Source organism: Sphingomonas sp. Leaf28, assembly GCF_001421685.1.
Taxonomy (GTDB): Bacteria; Pseudomonadota; Alphaproteobacteria; order Sphingomonadales; family Sphingomonadaceae; genus Sphingomonas; species Sphingomonas aurantiaca.
The window spans coordinates 1-15,309 of the sequence record NZ_LMKX01000011.1; the positions used below are offsets into that span (position 1 = coordinate 1).

A 15,309-nucleotide genomic window follows, 5' to 3' on the forward strand; every position below is an offset into this window, starting at 1 on the left:
TGGTTCCTCTCTCCGCCGATAAGCCACTTTTTACGGACGGCAGCTAGCCACCAAAATCAGACATTGTCGCGGCGGAGAAACCCTCCGCCGCAATGACGGTTTTCTGCGGGTTTCAGCGGGGCATGTACCCCGCATTTAGGTAGGCGATACCCGGCGCTGACGCCGGGATAGATACTCGAAAGCACGAAGATCAGCGTGCCTTGCTATGCCATGCGATCTAGCAAGCCGCAATCAGCGCGGAGCGGTCGCGCACCCTGCCGGTGTAACGCCGGTGCGCATGATCGCGTCGACGCACGTCCAGAGCTTCCGGACACCGCCGGCGCGGTTATTGCCGCGCTCGATCGCGCCGGCCGCCTGGGCGAGCCGCTCGGCGATCTCAGCGAGGACGCCCTTGTCGATCGATACCAACTCGCCGGACGGCTTGCCCACGATCGGCGCCAGGCGCTCAGTCTCGACCAGCTCCTCCGGCAGCGCCGGCATCGTCGGCCGCTCGGTTCGCGCGCGCGATCCCGGCGTTGAGGCTGTCTGACATGCGGTCGACAGGAGCGGCAGGCAAAGCAGCGTCAGCAGCTGCAGGCGGAACATTGGCGAGCGCATTGCGGAGATCCTCGATCGTGGCTTGGACATAGGCGTCGGTCTGCGCATCGATCCGGACGGTGCGCGCGGCGATCGACTGTGTGACGGTGGCGGCCGCACGCTCGTCGGCGCGCGCCTCGGCGACTTGGGCGGTGTGTGCCTTGTCGTTCGTCGCGGTGATCTTTGCGGCACCGGCCGTCTCTCCACCGCGGCGAATGATCACGACGCCGGCGGCGATCGCCAGCGCGACGACGATCGTGATGATCACGCGGACCCGCGTCACGACGTCGCGACCTTGCACCGGCCGCGATCGACGTTGCCGACCCGGTGCGCGATCCAGCCTTTGTAGAAGACCTTCAGCTTCGGGTTCACGCGGACCAGGCGCGCATATTCCGCCGCCTGCGATCGATCGAGATTGACCAGCGTTGCGACGCACAGGTTGCTGGCGCCGAGCTTGCCCTGGCACGCGCGGTACGCCGCGATCGTCCCCGGCCCGACGCGGCCGTCGGTCACCAGCTTGGTGCCGCACAGCGCGTTGGTCGACTGCTGAAACCACGTCGATGGGCGAGCCGGCCCCATGTTCACGGTGGTATCGAACAGCTCGGCCGTCACCGCGGCGTCGATCGGCACCAGGGCGGCATAGCCGGGCTGCATCAGGTACCGCGTGTAATAGATGCTCTCCGCCACTTCGCGCGGCAGCGTCCGCATCGGCCCGGTGTAGCCGTTCTGCACGGCAACGGCCTTCGTGATGCCCATATGCGTCTCGCCGCCCGGGTCGGCAGGGTGATTCACGTAGCCACCCTCGACGGCGATCACGCTGGCGATCATGGCGAGCGCGATCGTGGCAATGCCGCCGGCCGCCTTCGGCGCGACCTTGCCGGTGATCGACTTCCACAGGCTCTTGCGATCGCCGGCCGGCTTCTGCGGGATCAGGCGGACGACGATCGTTGCGACGAACAACAGCGTCGGAACGAGGTCCGCAACCGACTCGGGAACTACCGCTCGAATGTCGTCGGGCAGTCCGTTCCAGATCTGGAGCAGCGTGTCAGGGGCAGCGGCGGCAAGGGCGGTGAGGATGGCGCCGAGCGCGGACATGCGCACGGACCACAGCGGCCATGCGATCGCCTGGCGCTGCATCGATGAGCGCATGCAAATGACGCTTCTCCATTGCCATGCGGTCTCCAGGCGAGGAGTCCACCAAATCCCGCATGCTGTTCGTATCGACCGCCATGGTTTCCCCGCTCAATGTAGATCGGGAGGTAGCTCGATCAGCGGCAGGATTGGCAGGTGCTCAAATGTGCAGGGGGGCTCGAGATCGCCAAGCGCTCGGGAATGATGCCAGCCGGTCCGGCCGAGCGCGTCGTCGATCATGTCCCGGCAGCGCTGGAGGTCGCGGATGCGGATGCCGCGGCGTGAAGCCGGAGGCCTCTCAATAACCCCAAGCACCACGAGCTGGTCGACTAGCTGGCGCGCCCGCGACGGCACAACCGTCGGGCGGAGCGCCCTCCCAATTTCGCCATAGCTCGGACTGGTACCGGACCGCTGGATCCGGTCGATGATGTAGGCCAGCGCTTCGATTCGGCGCGGCGCAGTATTCGATCGCGTGCGTAATCCCATCAACGTTCTAACCCCGCACTCCCCGGGAGAACATAGCGAGAATCTGATATTGCCGCTACTCAGCGTGTGAACCGCTCATCGTAGCAGGGAATATGTTCTGTACCGCCGCCGGTTTAGAACGATGCATAGGTTAGACATTCTGTCCCAAACCTAGGATAAGTGCGATGTACGACACAGCGTAAGAATGTCCCCTCATGAACGAACAACCGGCGCACCCAGCGGACCTCCTAAAATCACGCATGGAGACGTTACTGGCATTGCTAGATCATTATGATTATCCGCTGCCTGCTGCATGGCTGGCGATGGCGATCGAGGCGATGCCCACCGGCGACAGTCAATAACGGCAGATATTCGCGATACCCCGACTATACGGAAGACCCGAATGACGGATCGCTTGTTGCTTCCGCTAAACTCCATGCGCGATCAGCGTAATGCTCCGCGAGAACGTGATGAGAATCTTTCGCCGCGGGATGGATCGCGATATCTAGCGCGGCTCGCGCGGCTTTTTCGCGAGCCAACCAATATTCTATTTCTTTTTGCCCGCGCTCACTACTCTGCGTCATGAAACGTGAACCTCACCCAGAGTAGAATTACATTAATATATTGAGCCTAGCCGGAAATCACCGGACTTCTACAACATGGATTGGCAAAATCCGAGAATGTGCTGATTAAATTCGATACGGCACGTCAACCAAATTCCCAGATCGAAACCTTCGCACGATTGCTGCGGGTATTGAGGGCCGCGCTCACGCACCCAAGCCATTATCGCTTACGCAGAAGAATACGTTCATCGCCCGTTCCAACTAGGGCTAGCTGCGGCGGAGGAGTCCTCCGCCGCAGTCTAGTAAAGCCGCACGAATACGCGGTTTCTTGAGAGCGCATATCGCGTTGTACCCCCGCGATACCCCAGGCAGGCGGCACTTCGTGGCCGACTAAATCGAAGATGGATCATGCCCCCGTGCTCGTCCGCTTACGCCCAATCTTTGCCGCTCCTGCGCATAATTCCTCATCCCGATTGCAGACATTCATTCAGCGGTGCACATCATCGAAATGAGCACGCTGCGACCCTTTGCCCGCTGCCGCATTGGCTTCGCTATTATCGCGGCGGCGATGGTCGGAGCATGCGGCTCGACTGAAATGCGCCTGCCGTCGTGTTGGCAAGCGAGCGACTTGGATCACGGCTCGACGTTCCGTGGAACGGTCTTAATTCTTGGTGGCGATGACACCAGGCCCAGTATGTTTCCTATGACGTGCGATGGCGGCGTTGTCGCCGATTTACCTGAGGGCTTCACCCTGCCCGCGCCCGAAAAACCGCCTCTTAGCGAACCGCCAGAGCGACGCTTCTTTCAGATGGATGTCGTTGGCAAGGTGGTGGGCGTTGCGTTCGGTAGGCCGAGCGTTCAACTCGAACAGGTCAATCATGTGCGCCCAGCGACACCAAGTTGGCTTCGCTCAAACGGCAGCTAACCGCGCTCGCATGCCCGATACCTGCCGTTCCGCTTTCCTGCCTATCCCGGACATTCCTGATGCAAAAATCAAAAGTTTTGCATCAGCAGCGCAGCGGGGCAAAGCAGCCGGCCGGCTGACGCCCAACTATGGTCGTCGGGGGCCGGAGTAGCATCCCTCAAAGCGGACGTCGGACCGGAGCGCTTGCCTCGTGAAATCATTCTGAATCAGCTGAAGCTCGCTAGGACCCAAGCTAGCACGGTGTACCGCACTTAGAATCTCATCCGCCCTTACCTCATCTTCTCGAACCACTATGCCGTATAAAACGGAAAGCGATCGAATAGCCGCTGATCGGACTAGTTCATCTTGATTTTCGGATAAAACAATAATTAGCATATCCACAGAGCCTATATCCTTTGCCCGGATAGCAATTCTCATAATTGATATTTCTAATATTTCATTATCGGTCCATGTGATATTTCGACGTAGTATGCCAACGATCGACTTATCGGCACATATATCATCTTCAGATAGAGCGTACAATTGATCTAATTGTTCATCCGGCGAACCGTTTTCTAGTTTCGACCTGTCAATCATCATAATTCCCAACGATTTATAGGAAAGATTTTGCATCAACCCCTAAGCGGCTTATCTCACGGCTGTCGGCACCCAGTCAGGGGGCAGTTTGTGCTGCGGCTGGTGACTAAACCGCCTCGCCGTTTCCTCTTTGATTTGTCGCTCTCGACGTATTGAACCACCTACATGCCACTCCGCTTCCTCGGCATGGAAGTCGGCAACCAACCGACCAGGTATGTGATGTTCCGCGTCCCAAACCGCCATTAGCTCCATGTCTTGAATATCTGGATCATCCACACGCGTATCATGATTGGGCTCGTCCCCCAGCCAGACCGTGACGGTGAGGGTTCCAACCGGCCACTGGACCGATGGGCGTGGATCGATCAGCGCCTGAACAATCGGGAAGCGACCCAACTTCTTCCATCGCCCCGCCCGTATTGCTCTTGTGATCGAGGGGTAGGCGACACTCACCACCGACATGACCGGCGCATCAAGTACGATCGCGGGATCGGCTAGGTCGCGGTCGCGGTCGCGCTTGCGGAAGAAGCCAATTTTCTTCTCCGGTGTGACCTGACCATAGTACACCCAATCGGCATCGCCCGCGACCGCGTAGAGTGCCCCGGCTGTCATATCGGCGCGAGCTGTCGGTTGTCCCTCAACCATCAGGCAATGGTGATGAGAGGCGTTCGCCACGTCAACTTGCCCTTAGAGCTGATGGATCGTCCGCGACCATGATGCAAAAATCACGGAATATGCATCACGCCGAAGATGCCGGCCTGCGAAGGGTCTGCGACGCACCTCTCAAAAGTTTTGCATCAACGCAGGGGGCAAAGCGGCTGGTCGACTGATGATCACGACCGGACATTAAGCCCGGTGATCGCTGGAACGAACCTTTTGCTCAACAGCTTGCCGCCGCTCTAGAACGCGCTCATGCCTGACCGCGTGCAAGCAACAAACCTTCTTCACTCAGCCGTGCATCTTCCGCCGTTGCCCTCTGGTTGGCAGCCAGTAACGATGACGGTGTTGCCTGATGGATCGCTGGGCTTGCTGGGCACCAATGTCGATCTCGCGGGCGCTTGGGCGCGGGTGCGGCTGCAGCTGGAGGAAAGCGAGCCGCTTGCGGCTGACTCAGCGGAAGGACCACAGTCGGTGGCGGCTCGTGGTATCGCCCGTCTGTGGCGGTTCGACGGCACGACTCTCCACGATGGTCCGAGGGTGCCGCTTGAAAGCCCCTCGCTTGTACTTGCCGGGTTTCCGGACGGTCGCTGGTTGATTGCCGCCACGAATGGGCGCCACGAGCCGAACGGCCGATTGATCGCGCCCGATGGCATGTTGCTGGCACGCCTCCATCTCGGCGATGCTATCGAATACCTAGGCGTCGATTCCGTTGACCGTATTTGGGTGGGTTGGTTCGACGAGGGTATCTCCCACAACATGGACCGCTTCCGCGAAAATATTGATCATACGGCGGTGGTTGCGACCTGCTTTGACGCCAACGGTGCGATGCTGCCGATCGGACCAGTGCCAGGCGATGCCGGGTTTCTAGCAGACGTTAATGCAATGACAGTATCTGAGGATGGCGCGTGGGTGTGCCCCTACACCGAATATCCGCTTCTTCACCTACGCCCCGGCCAACCGGTCCGGTGGTGGCGCAACAAACTGTCTGGAGTAGAAGCAATCGCCACAGACGGCCACCACGCGTTGCTCGCGGGCGGTTTCGGAGACGACGCCGCGCGTATTGCACTAGTTGAGTTGGGCGGCGATGGTCAGGGTGAAGAGGTACGGATGCTCGCTTCGTGGCGGTTACCACTCGTTGACCGTGTTCCGTTGGGACACGAGCATGCGTCGCTTGCTGAGCATCTCATCTGGGAGCGACCGGCGCTCCTCGCCGGCAGGGGCGACGTGCTACACCTTGTTCAGGATGACATTTGGCATAGTTGGCGGGTTGAAAATGCTGTTGAGGCTCTTGGCCGGACGTAGCGTTATGACCGTTTTTCAACCACTATTTCGCTTGATGATGCAAAACTCACGGATTTCGCATTGGCCAGGGAACGGCAGGAAAGCTGGTTATCCGTCGATGCAAAAATCTGATGCAATTGGCGGGCGCATTCGATGGCAGGTTTCTCGGAGTGCAGCTCCGAAAGCCGCCCGTCTGCTTTCCTTCCCAAACCAAACATTGCCGCAGCGGAGACACTCTCCGGCACAATAACGGTTCTCCGCAGTGTTCAGATAGAGAAGTACCCCGAATACCCGCTCATTCGGCTGCGTCGCTGAGCCAGTCCGGCGTTGCCCTATTGCAGCCCGCGATCCGTACTGGCTGCCGCGAGCCATCAGGTCGCGAAAACGAGGGGGGCGCCAGAAGCGCTTGCGCGGTGACCGAACAGGGTTTTCCTGCCATACAGGTTATGTCAGTCCTCGCCAGAATTCCTGTGTCGTTTTCCCAAGAGTAAAGCGTGACATCTCGGTTCAGCAGCTGTTGATTTAGCGCCAGACCCCAGCGACACCGGCCCACGAAACTAGCGATGATACGCCTCTGCGCCACGTCAACCGAGGTGGTTGAGGCTGCCGCACTCATGAGGGATCGGCTCGGTACGTAGGACGGTACAAGGTAGCCAATCACTAGCAGGACCAAGAGTACCGGCAGGCCAAATATGCCGGTGAGGAACGACCCTTTGCGCATTCTTTATGGTCTACGAGAGATTCCTGTTCAGCGTCTTAACGTCACCCCTATCTGATCTACCGAGCTTATAGAGCTATCAGGTTCAAACTATCGACCGCTGCGGCGGAGGTCCCTCCGCCGCAGGCAGTTGGTTTGGATCGTTATACGAGGCGATCCGCGATGATCAGCATCTCAGGGCTGTCCGAGCCGACAGGATCGAATGCGAAATGCCGGACGCGGACCTCCTCTGGGCTGTCGGAAGTGATCTTGAACCTGTCTCCAGCGGTTAAAGCCGTGGTTCTTGTATGGACATAAACGGCGTTCTCGCCAGCTACGATCACACGAAATTGCACTAGGTTACCCTGCTCACGTTTGTTTTGCGGCAGAGGCACCCTCCCCCGTCGCTACCGAAAGCTATCATATGTTGGGGACAAGCTATTATAAAGGATCAATTTCCACCTAAATCCTTCATCGCTTTTATTAACAAATGTTAGCGGTGGTTGCACCTAATTACTTAGCGTGGTACCGAGGTTAACGGCATGAGATATTTGCCTTACGGTTAAATGCGAGCAATCCCGCCCTGCATTTTTGAGGGATTGCTAATGAAATTAGGCAGCGTCAGTCCGCTACTTGGACTGGTTGGTAAGCTTGCGCTTCATGCACCGCTTTCGACTGAAGACCGGCTCGGGCTGCTTGAGCTTCCTTACGACTTACGACCCTACGATGCCGGAAGTTATCTCCTTCGCGAGGGCGACAAACCTGACCGGTGCAGTATGCTGGTGTCTGGACTTGCCTACCGCCATAAGATCAACTCGGACGGCCACCGGCAGATCGTTTCGATACTTATTGCGGGTGAAGTATACGACCTGCAGCAGCTGCATCTCTCTACTGCAGACAGTAACGTACAGTCTCTCACACGTTGTGAAGTGGCTACTATATCGCATGACGCACTGCGTACGCTGGTATCTGAACGACCTTCGGTGGCACACGCGTTGTTCGCATTGACAATCGTTGAGCTTTCAATGTCGCGAGAATGGACACTGAATATCGGGCGCCGCGATGCACGCACCCGTACTGCGCATTTTCTCTGCGAGTTTGCCTTTAGGCTCGACAAGCGAGGCTTACCGCATGGTCAGCCATACGAACTACCGATGACGCAGGAGCAAATGGGAGATGCCCTTGGCTTGACGCCTGTTCATATCAACCGGACCATCAAGGCTCTCGTGCAGGATGGCCTGATCGGCCATAGCAAGCGAGGCGTGACAATTCCTGATTGGGGGTCATTGGTTTCGGAGGCAGGTTTCAACAGCCGATATCTTCATATGGATGCAACCGCGTCCCGGGCATAAGCTCTGTAATTCCGACGGGCTGCGGCGGATATACCCTCCGCCGCAGCCTTTCCCAACCCACGGAAAGACGTCGTTTCTCGCCACCCTGTTTGACGTTGTACCCCGCCGATACCCCGATACAAAACGCCCAATGACGGACATTTTGCGCTGTTTACGACCTGCCCATAACCGGTCGTTCATTCAATTTCGGGTAACGGCTTGTAGCGTGTCGTTGGATAGGTTGCAGGATAGTTCTGTGTCGGCAAAACCCAAAATTGACGAGATGGAATATGTGCCTGCTTGGGCAGTAGCTAAAATACTGACGCTGACTGTTTTCATCATTGCGAACCTTGAATGGTGGGTTGGACGCTCACCGCTAATGCTAGCCGTCGACCTACTCCTCATCGGGCTGTGGCTTGCAATTCGCCGCTTGAGGCCGGCGGATTATGATCCTGCCTGGCCGCGCAAAATGAAGAATGACCTGTTGTAGAGCCGTTGCTCAAACTTCAACTGCGCTGGCTGGGAGCAGTCGGGCCGCTACCCTCTCCCCCTCAATCCAATCCGCCGGCAACGATCTCGAGCGCGCCCGCGTCTCTGCCAAAAAATAGTATCCGATAGCTGCACGGTTAGGCGAGTCCGACGCGGCTCTTAAAGGCTGTGAAGGCCTAAGGGGCTAGACCGCGCTCCTACGTGGCATTGGGCCACGCGTCCGGAGTAGGCAACTTGGCGACATCCCTCTCGATCCGGTTGTTCGCGGCCTTGTTCGCGATCAGTCTTATGTTTTCAGCGGTACTGACTTACTACGCCACCCACACAATGAGCTTCGCCTTTCCGATCACACCTGAGGCGATGACGACTTTGGTCAAGCGGATCCAAGCGATCCGGGCAGTCGGCTTAGGGCTAGCCCTGCTTCTGATGTTACTGGTAGTACTTTCGGCGTCGCGCGCTGCTCGCGGTGCGCTGGCTTTGCGCTGGATCCTCGGTGTCATGACAAGTGTTGCGTTTCTGCGCGGATCAGGGCTGATCCAACCGCTGGCGGAGCACGACACTGCGATCATTGCAACCTCCGCTTTCCAACTCGCGCTGGAAGCGTTGGCGATCCTGTCGCTTTATGGGGAGGATGCGACCGACTGGTTTGAAGCGCGCCGCTGACCATGTCGCGGCCTCGATGCTCATGGTCGTCGCAGCGCAAATCCGTTATGCTGATTACGCCCAAAGTCGGACGATCGGGTAGGCAGCTTGCAGTCTCAAAAGCGGTCATCTGTTCATGTCGATGATGCCAAACCCGGCGATGACATGATGCAAAAATCAAGGTTTTTGAATCAGCGAAAGACGGCGGACCGGACAGTAGAAAACGTCTCGCAGCAAATGCTCTGCTACAGTCGCAGAAGACGAAAGGCGAGGGCAATAGCATTGATAAAAAATATCAGACTAAAAAATCCCATTATGAGTATGCCTGCGGGGCCGAGGTCTCCTTCGGTCATAATGTGCCCCAACCAGTACATCGCCAAAACACCGGCAGGCGCAGCGAGCGCTAGCCATCGTGGGGGTAAATTCATTATTAGCACAGGAGGAATCGCCAACAACGCTAGAGCTATAAGCAGGATTATCATGCTGCTCATTATCGAATATCGCCCTCAATAATCCGGTGCCACCGGTGATACAAAAAGCAAAAGTTTTACATCAGAACTAAGAGCTATCGCTTGCTACTGTCACTTCTAGAGGCAGATCGTCGAAATCTGGCACGTATTGATTATCGCGATATATGTTTTCAGAAATTGGCGCTTTGCCGGCCAGGCCGAAATCGACTATTGCCCATCCATTAGTAGTTCGGGCTATCCCTTTGGCCATTCTAAGTACCTAATGTTTGATAGACAGCTATCGGTTACGGCCTGTCTCAAACGCAACAGGAACAGTGAGACAGGCCGACTGCGACGTCGGAGGAGATCACGTCGAGAGTTAAACTGCTTACCAGCAATTTTGACTCAAATCTAATTTTCAAAGCTGGCCTAAGGCAAAACTCACAAGTTTTGCATCGATCAAAGGGCGGCGGAAAGCCGAGGGTTCCGCCGATGCCAAAGATTGATGTCTGTTGGATGCTGGCTCAGTGGCCGGTTTCCTAGGGTGCTGCCCCCAAAGCGGATGGTCCGCTTTCCTGCCCATTCCGGCCATTCCGCTTTCCCCCAATTGCGGAGATTACACCTCCGTGCCAATCTACCGGAATGATCAAAATTGTCACGATCAGCGTATGCGCTGTCTTCGCAACAGTATCGACACCGCTGGCTAGTAAAGAGACCGTAGATGCGACGAGATTGAGATGGTTAGCGGTTTCTTGGAAGCACATTGGGAGTATCCTAATTTTTTCCCTGACCCGGATACCGGTCTTAAGGTCATGGATTTTCAGTTAATTGAGAGGAAATGGCAAAAAATCTATGCTGCGCCGATAAATGAGGCCATGAGATTTCGTCCTGAGGAAACGATCTGCTTCCGCGTCTTCGGGCAAGGGTATCTCGCTCCCCGGCAGCCGACAATGATGCAGAACTGGCCGGGGAACCAATTCGTTTTTGTAAAAATCAAAAAGATGGAACGGAGGTCTGAATTGGAATGCGCTTCTCGTATACCCGCCGTCTCGCATGCATACAAATGACCGCTAACCTTCCCATCGCGGCCATTCCGCTTCCGCCCACTTGCGGACATTCGTCCGCTGATTAAGCTAGACGTATGGCTGCTCTCTTAACTCGGCTCCTTGCCATTCCATTGCTTGTCGTACTTACGTCAGCGGATGCGTTGCCGGATGGCCCAACAATAACAAGGCTATCCGTTCAAGAGCTACGCGCTTGTTACGCCGCAGGCGGGCTGCCGGGAATGATAGCGTTCAATGCTGAAGGCTGTATTCGCAGTTACAAAGACGCAGGCAAGATCTGCACGAATGGAAATGATTGCGAGGGTGAGTGCATTTCCACATCTAGTGCTGCCCACGGCACCACCAAGCAAACTGGCATATGCGAGGCCAAGACTGGTCAGTTAAGTTGCCGAACCTTGATAGTGGACGGTGCGGTTTCTAACGAACCATGCGCTTGAAACTAAGTCAGGACGCTCCTCAGCGGACGTCCGCTTTCCTGCCCATGACGGCCGTTTCGCTGCCGCACCGTTGCGGATGTCTGGGTGATATGAAATCATCCAGCCATGATGATCAGTACCGGCGGATGTCAGTGCGGAGCGGTGCGGTTCCGGGTTGAGGGTGAACTCGAAGAAGCCTCCATCTGTCATTGTCGAATGTGCCAGAAGGCGACTGGCGGACTATTCGGACCCTACGTCGGAGCTCCCTTCAGTGCAGTGAGCTGGACCCGTGGCCGGCCCGGTTATTTTCAGAGCTCAAATAAGGTGCGTCGTGGATTTTGCCGGGATTGTGGCACGCCCCTCACCTTTGAGTACGGTAAAGGAAACATCAGTTTCGCGCTCGGCGCCATGGATAAACCACACTCATTCAAGCTGTGCGAGCAGCTTGCTTCGCCTGAGCGCATCGCGGACTTTCAGGCATTGGCAAGTTTGCCGGAACATCCAATAGATGAGCCGCGAGCAGCTGCGCACCTGGCAGGAATTATATCATTCCAGCACCCGGATTTTGATACCGCGGATTGGCCACCGAAGACATAAGCTAGAGTCCGCTTTCCCTGGACCCATTCCCTAAAGCGGAAGGTCCGCTTTCCTTCCCATCCCGGCCATTCCCGAAATTCGATCCTTTTTCGAGAATGCGGGCAGTGTCACAACCGGTCGGTTTTGACGCTGCAGACGCGACCACGGTTTTCCGGGCATTTGCGTGTGTCAGAACCCCGGTTCAGAATGTTAGCTTCCAAGACCGGCAACATGCCTCGGCTACGTCTGCCTTTGGGTCGGAAGTCGCCCGACAGCTTTCGCCCAAACGCCGCCCAACAGCGGTCAGGCAGCTTTCCACCAGAATGCAGACCTTCCGCTTGCAGAGGATCGACAGGTGGTTGCCCCCTGCCCTTCCCGCCAAGTTTTAGCGGATCGTCACGATCTTGACCTCGACCGCATCCGCGATCTTCTTCCAGTTCTGGTCGCTGGTCCAAGCAGGCAACCCATCCCCTCGGGCTAGCGCCAGGCAAAAGCGATCGCCAAGGCTCAGGCCCGCCTCGGCCGTCGCGGCGCGCAGTCGCCCGGCGAGTTGCGCCAAGGCCTTGTCGGCCGGCACTACCGTCAGCGGCAGCGGATCAAGCATGGCATCAACTTCTCGCTCGGGCATTCCGGCGTGAATGAAGTGGGTCACCACCTCAGCGTAGTTCACGCTGCTCACTCGCGCACCGGCGATACCGGCTGCAACCTTGGCGGATCCCTTTTCACCCTTGATCATCGCGATGAGAGCTGAGGCGTCGAGAACCACGCTCATTCGCCGCTGTCCTCACGACGCCGTTGTAGGAATGCGTCCACCGAGGCATCGGGATTACGGCCGGTGTATTGCGCGGCCAGCGCCTGCGCCCTTGCCACCGCCTGGCTGGCTGTTCGCAGAACCACGCCATCTTCGGTTTCATCGAGATATACCGCACCGCCACCCGTCAGGCCCAACCGCTTGCGAACGTCAGAAGGTAGGCTCATGCGTCCATTTGGCGTTATGTTGATCTGTAGCGTCATAATGGCCCCTGTACCTTCGAACAGCATCGTCATCGACTTTTAGGCCATCACCGGCCTAGCGGCAACCGTTCTCACGGAGTGCCAGCTAGCGTCATTTGTGCCACACCGCCTTGTTTATGGCTCGCCGACGTGAAGCTGCCCGTCAGCATAATCTCTAGTGCTTTTAAGGTATGCCTTTCGCAGACCTCTCAATAGCTGGTACTTTAATCCCGTCCTGACGGCGTAAAAAGGACTAGACTAATAAGTACCACATATAGCAGACTACGGGATGTTTATTCGAGCCTATCTTCGCGCTTCTACCTCCGAACAGGATGCGTCGCGCGCCAAGAGCGCCCTCGACGTGTTTGCGACCGAGCACGGGCTTCGGATTGCGGCCCGCTATGTCGAAAACGAAAGTGGAGCCAAGCTTCACCGGCCAGAGCTGTTCCGCCTGCTTTCGGATTGCGAGCCGGGAGACGTGCTCTTGGTCGAGCAGGTTGATCGGCTTTCCCGCCTCACCTCCCCAGACTGGATCAAACTGCGGAATATAATCGACGCCAAGCAGGTCCGGGTTGTTGCACTCGACCTGCCGACGTCGTGGATCCTGACGGCACCGACGGATGAGTTCACCGGCCGAATGTTCGCAGCGGTCAACGCCATGATGTTGGACGTACTCGCCGCGGTTGCCCGTAAGGACTATGAGGATCGCCGTCGTCGACAAGCCGAAGGCACCGCAAAAGCCAAGGCAGCGGGCCTTTATAAGGGGCGTCCCGAGAACAAGACCCGCAACGCTGCTATCTCGAGCCTTCTTCGCGATGGCCGAAGCTGGCGCGATATAATGGATGCGACTGGGTGCAGTCGAACGCTGCTAGCCAAGATTGCTCGTGATCGCCGTCGACAGGCAGAGGCTGACGCAGGAATGTCAGACGCGCACCCTTAATGTGTTCAGGCAGACTCTAGACCCTCATAATGAGGTGTCCGATTTCTCTGCTACCGACCCTGTTTGAACGGGTTTTGTGTACCAAAGCCTATGCCCACTTAGGGTATACCCGGATTGACGCTGAGCGTGATTTCCCTTCCTAGGTGGTAGGTGACGGGAAACCGCCGGATCTTGGTTTCCGCACAATCGGACAAGGCGACAGGGTTTGTCGCATGTGCCACGCATAGGTTGGGGCAGCCCCGGTCACCTAATCTGCCGCCTGACGACAATCATGTGTTTTACGACAGTGCGCGGCAGGCAGTAAGTGCTCAGGCCGGGTGATTTTGCCCAATTCCAGACGCGCCGGTCACGAATCATGACTCTCGATAACGGTCATTCGTTCAGCGCATCTTTCCCGGTTTAAATTTGCCCCATCTGCGACCCTTACCTGCCGCCGTACCGCAGAGGCCGCAGTGAAAATTAGCCTAGATCAAGTATTATTCGGCAACCTATGATATGAATTATAAATTGCTGACCGAGCACGGCCCTTGGCAACTGAGAGACTCAATGCTCCCGCCGGTATTACGGGAACTGCGTTTTGATCTCAGAAATTGACCCTCGCGGTTTGATTGCAAAAAATCTCTCGTCGCATTCGCAGATACGGGTTTTTGACGACGAAGCTTTGGGCCTTTTGAAGGCTCGAACAAGAACCTTCGAGTCGGGAAGCTACGTATTTAGGGAAGGCTTGCCATTTTCAGAATATGCATTTTTGATATCGGGTTATTTATTCCGTCAAAAGCAGACATCGGACGGTCACCGGCAAATTGTATCGTTAATAATTCCTGAAGACATAGTTAATCCAGAAAACAGATTTGTGAATAATTTAGACTATAACGTGGTTTGTGCCGAAAAATCCAGCATCGGGTATGTGCAAAAATTCGAGTTTGAATCATTTATGGATTCCCACTCATACATTCGGCTGGCCTTAGATTTAATAACTACTGCGGAGTCACGCCAATTACGGGAGTGGCTGTTGAATATAGGCGGGCGTTCTGCACGGACTCGTGTAGCTCATTTCTTAAACGAATTTGCTGCCAGAACTAGGTTACGCGGCTTGAATGATGGATTGCGGTTTTGCCTGCCCATATCGCAGGAGCAGATTGGGGACGCCGTCGGAATTACACCTGTTCACGTTAACAGGGCTATCAGGTCGCTAGTTGAAAGCGACTTAATCAATCACAAAAATAGAGAATACAAAATAGTTGATATCAACGGGTTTAGGCAAGCTGGTCAATTCTCAGAACGCTTTCTTACAGTCAATAATTTTTTCTGAATAATTATTACTGCCCGGATACCCTGACATCTAGCGTTAAACGTTAAGCGGTTCGATGTCGGCTATTGTCGCCTACCTCTTCATCCCTGATACCGTAAGCAGACAGTCTGCTTTCCTTCCCATCTTGGCCATTCCGCTACCGCCCAAACCTAGACATTCACGGGTCTTCATCCCGCTTCCACCTCAGTCACAGCAAAGATCGCATCCTCGTCGCCCGGTGCTTCCA

General features: G+C 56.4%; 17 protein-coding genes. 11 read left to right on the forward strand and 6 right to left on the reverse strand.

Annotated elements, in window-relative coordinates; genetic code table 11:
* Window positions 1-231: 231 nt before the first annotated feature.
* The 3 genes from ASE79_RS17610 to ASE79_RS21775 are packed head-to-tail and all read right to left on the reverse strand — an operon-like array spanning window position 232 to window position 1,725.
* Window positions 232-480, reverse strand: coding sequence for a hypothetical protein (locus tag ASE79_RS17610; RefSeq protein WP_056419809.1), 249 nt, complete (start codon window positions 478-480; stop codon window positions 232-234).
* Window positions 446-877, reverse strand: coding sequence for a hypothetical protein (locus ASE79_RS17615; RefSeq protein ID WP_056419811.1), 432 nt, complete (start codon window positions 875-877; stop codon window positions 446-448). Before ASE79_RS17615 ends, ASE79_RS17610 begins: the two co-directional genes overlap by 35 nt.
* Window positions 856-1,725, reverse strand: coding sequence for a glycoside hydrolase family 108 protein (locus tag ASE79_RS21775; protein WP_235517037.1), 870 nt, complete (start codon window positions 1,723-1,725; stop codon window positions 856-858). The genes ASE79_RS17615 and ASE79_RS21775 overlap by 22 nt, the downstream gene beginning before the upstream one ends.
* Before the next feature lie 138 nt (window positions 1,726-1,863).
* Here ASE79_RS21775 and ASE79_RS21915 point away from each other — a divergent pair, with 138 nt between their 5' ends.
* The 3 genes from ASE79_RS21915 to ASE79_RS21125 all read left to right on the forward strand — a co-directional run bounded on the left by ASE79_RS21915 (window position 1,864) and on the right by ASE79_RS21125 (window position 3,660).
* Entirely contained in the window at window positions 1,864-1,992 is a 129-nt protein-coding gene (locus ASE79_RS21915; protein ID WP_268796174.1) for a hypothetical protein, read from the forward strand.
* A 395-nt stretch (window positions 1,993-2,387) separates the two neighbouring features.
* Window positions 2,388-2,534 carry a hypothetical protein gene (locus ASE79_RS21120; protein WP_156359750.1) on the forward strand — a complete coding sequence of 49 codons (147 nt, stop codon included), beginning with the start codon at window positions 2,388-2,390 and terminating at the stop codon, window positions 2,532-2,534.
* A gap of 694 nt (window positions 2,535-3,228) precedes the next feature.
* The gene (locus ASE79_RS21125) at window positions 3,229-3,660 is read left to right on the forward strand and encodes a hypothetical protein (protein ID WP_156359751.1); all 432 of its coding nucleotides are present in this window, start codon (window positions 3,229-3,231) and stop codon (window positions 3,658-3,660) included.
* A gap of 627 nt (window positions 3,661-4,287) precedes the next feature.
* Here the strand turns inward: ASE79_RS21125 and ASE79_RS17625 are convergent.
* Window positions 4,288-4,878 carry a hypothetical protein gene (locus ASE79_RS17625; protein ID WP_056419814.1) on the reverse strand — a complete coding sequence of 197 codons (591 nt, stop codon included), beginning with the start codon at window positions 4,876-4,878 and terminating at the stop codon, window positions 4,288-4,290.
* Window positions 4,879-5,229: 351 nt separating this feature from the next.
* Here ASE79_RS17625 and ASE79_RS17630 point away from each other — a divergent pair, with 351 nt between their 5' ends.
* The 6 genes from ASE79_RS17630 to ASE79_RS20520 all read left to right on the forward strand — a co-directional run bounded on the left by ASE79_RS17630 (window position 5,230) and on the right by ASE79_RS20520 (window position 11,859).
* Window positions 5,230-6,195: a hypothetical protein gene (locus ASE79_RS17630; protein WP_056419816.1), complete on the forward strand. Its 966-nt coding sequence runs from the start codon at window positions 5,230-5,232 to the stop codon at window positions 6,193-6,195.
* A gap of 1,281 nt (window positions 6,196-7,476) precedes the next feature.
* Complete coding sequence (locus ASE79_RS20515) at window positions 7,477-8,223, forward strand: Crp/Fnr family transcriptional regulator (RefSeq protein WP_082445419.1); 747 nt, start codon at window positions 7,477-7,479, stop codon at window positions 8,221-8,223.
* A gap of 235 nt (window positions 8,224-8,458) precedes the next feature.
* A complete protein-coding gene (locus tag ASE79_RS21130) occupies window positions 8,459-8,692 on the forward strand; it encodes a hypothetical protein (RefSeq protein ID WP_156359752.1) in 234 nt (77 codons plus the stop codon).
* Between the two features lie 269 nt (window positions 8,693-8,961).
* Window positions 8,962-9,354, forward strand: a complete 393-nt coding sequence (locus ASE79_RS17640; RefSeq protein WP_235517039.1) for a hypothetical protein — start codon at window positions 8,962-8,964, stop codon at window positions 9,352-9,354.
* A 1,165-nt stretch (window positions 9,355-10,519) separates the two neighbouring features.
* Window positions 10,520-10,849: a hypothetical protein gene (locus ASE79_RS21135; RefSeq protein ID WP_156359753.1), complete on the forward strand. Its 330-nt coding sequence runs from the start codon at window positions 10,520-10,522 to the stop codon at window positions 10,847-10,849.
* Window positions 10,850-11,388: 539 nt separating this feature from the next.
* Window positions 11,389-11,859, forward strand: coding sequence for a GFA family protein (locus ASE79_RS20520; RefSeq protein ID WP_082445421.1), 471 nt, complete (start codon window positions 11,389-11,391; stop codon window positions 11,857-11,859).
* Between the two features lie 364 nt (window positions 11,860-12,223).
* Here the strand turns inward: ASE79_RS20520 and ASE79_RS17650 are convergent, their stop codons facing one another.
* Both ASE79_RS17650 and ASE79_RS17655 read right to left on the reverse strand, forming a co-directional pair.
* Window positions 12,224-12,610: a PIN domain-containing protein gene (locus ASE79_RS17650; protein WP_056419829.1), complete on the reverse strand. Its 387-nt coding sequence runs from the start codon at window positions 12,608-12,610 to the stop codon at window positions 12,224-12,226.
* Window positions 12,607-12,852, reverse strand: coding sequence for an AbrB/MazE/SpoVT family DNA-binding domain-containing protein (locus ASE79_RS17655; RefSeq protein ID WP_056420488.1), 246 nt, complete (start codon window positions 12,850-12,852; stop codon window positions 12,607-12,609). Before ASE79_RS17655 ends, ASE79_RS17650 begins: the two co-directional genes overlap by 4 nt.
* Window positions 12,853-13,120: 268 nt before the next feature.
* Here ASE79_RS17655 and ASE79_RS17660 point away from each other — a divergent pair, with 268 nt between their 5' ends.
* On the forward strand, window positions 13,121-13,771 hold the full coding sequence (locus ASE79_RS17660; RefSeq protein WP_056419832.1) for a recombinase family protein: 651 nt from the start codon (window positions 13,121-13,123) through the stop codon (window positions 13,769-13,771).
* Window positions 13,772-14,348: 577 nt separating this feature from the next.
* On the forward strand, window positions 14,349-15,083 hold the full coding sequence (locus ASE79_RS21140; protein ID WP_156359754.1) for a Crp/Fnr family transcriptional regulator: 735 nt from the start codon (window positions 14,349-14,351) through the stop codon (window positions 15,081-15,083).
* Window positions 15,084-15,309 lie beyond the last annotated feature (226 nt).

What these genes read in the sequence shown, in the direction of transcription:
- ASE79_RS21120 (WP_156359750.1), top strand. Translation starts at nt 2,388, where the DNA reads ATGAACGAACAACCGGCGCACCCAGCGGACCTCCTAAAATCACGCATG.
- ASE79_RS20520 (WP_082445421.1), top strand. Translation starts at nt 11,389, where the DNA reads ATGATGATCAGTACCGGCGGATGTCAGTGCGGAGCGGTGCGGTTCCGG.
- ASE79_RS17655 (WP_056420488.1), bottom strand. Translation starts at nt 12,852, where the DNA reads ATGACGCTACAGATCAACATAACGCCAAATGGACGCATGAGCCTACCT.
- ASE79_RS21775 (WP_235517037.1), bottom strand. Translation starts at nt 1,725, where the DNA reads ATGCGCTCATCGATGCAGCGCCAGGCGATCGCATGGCCGCTGTGGTCC.
- ASE79_RS17630 (WP_056419816.1), top strand. Translation starts at nt 5,230, where the DNA reads ATGACGGTGTTGCCTGATGGATCGCTGGGCTTGCTGGGCACCAATGTC.
- ASE79_RS20515 (WP_082445419.1), top strand. Translation starts at nt 7,477, where the DNA reads ATGAAATTAGGCAGCGTCAGTCCGCTACTTGGACTGGTTGGTAAGCTT.
- ASE79_RS17660 (WP_056419832.1), top strand. Translation starts at nt 13,121, where the DNA reads ATGTTTATTCGAGCCTATCTTCGCGCTTCTACCTCCGAACAGGATGCG.
- ASE79_RS17610 (WP_056419809.1), bottom strand. Translation starts at nt 480, where the DNA reads ATGCCGGCGCTGCCGGAGGAGCTGGTCGAGACTGAGCGCCTGGCGCCG.
- ASE79_RS21135 (WP_156359753.1), top strand. Translation starts at nt 10,520, where the DNA reads ATGGTTAGCGGTTTCTTGGAAGCACATTGGGAGTATCCTAATTTTTTC.
- ASE79_RS17650 (WP_056419829.1), bottom strand. Translation starts at nt 12,610, where the DNA reads ATGAGCGTGGTTCTCGACGCCTCAGCTCTCATCGCGATGATCAAGGGT.
- ASE79_RS17625 (WP_056419814.1), bottom strand. Translation starts at nt 4,878, where the DNA reads ATGGTTGAGGGACAACCGACAGCTCGCGCCGATATGACAGCCGGGGCA.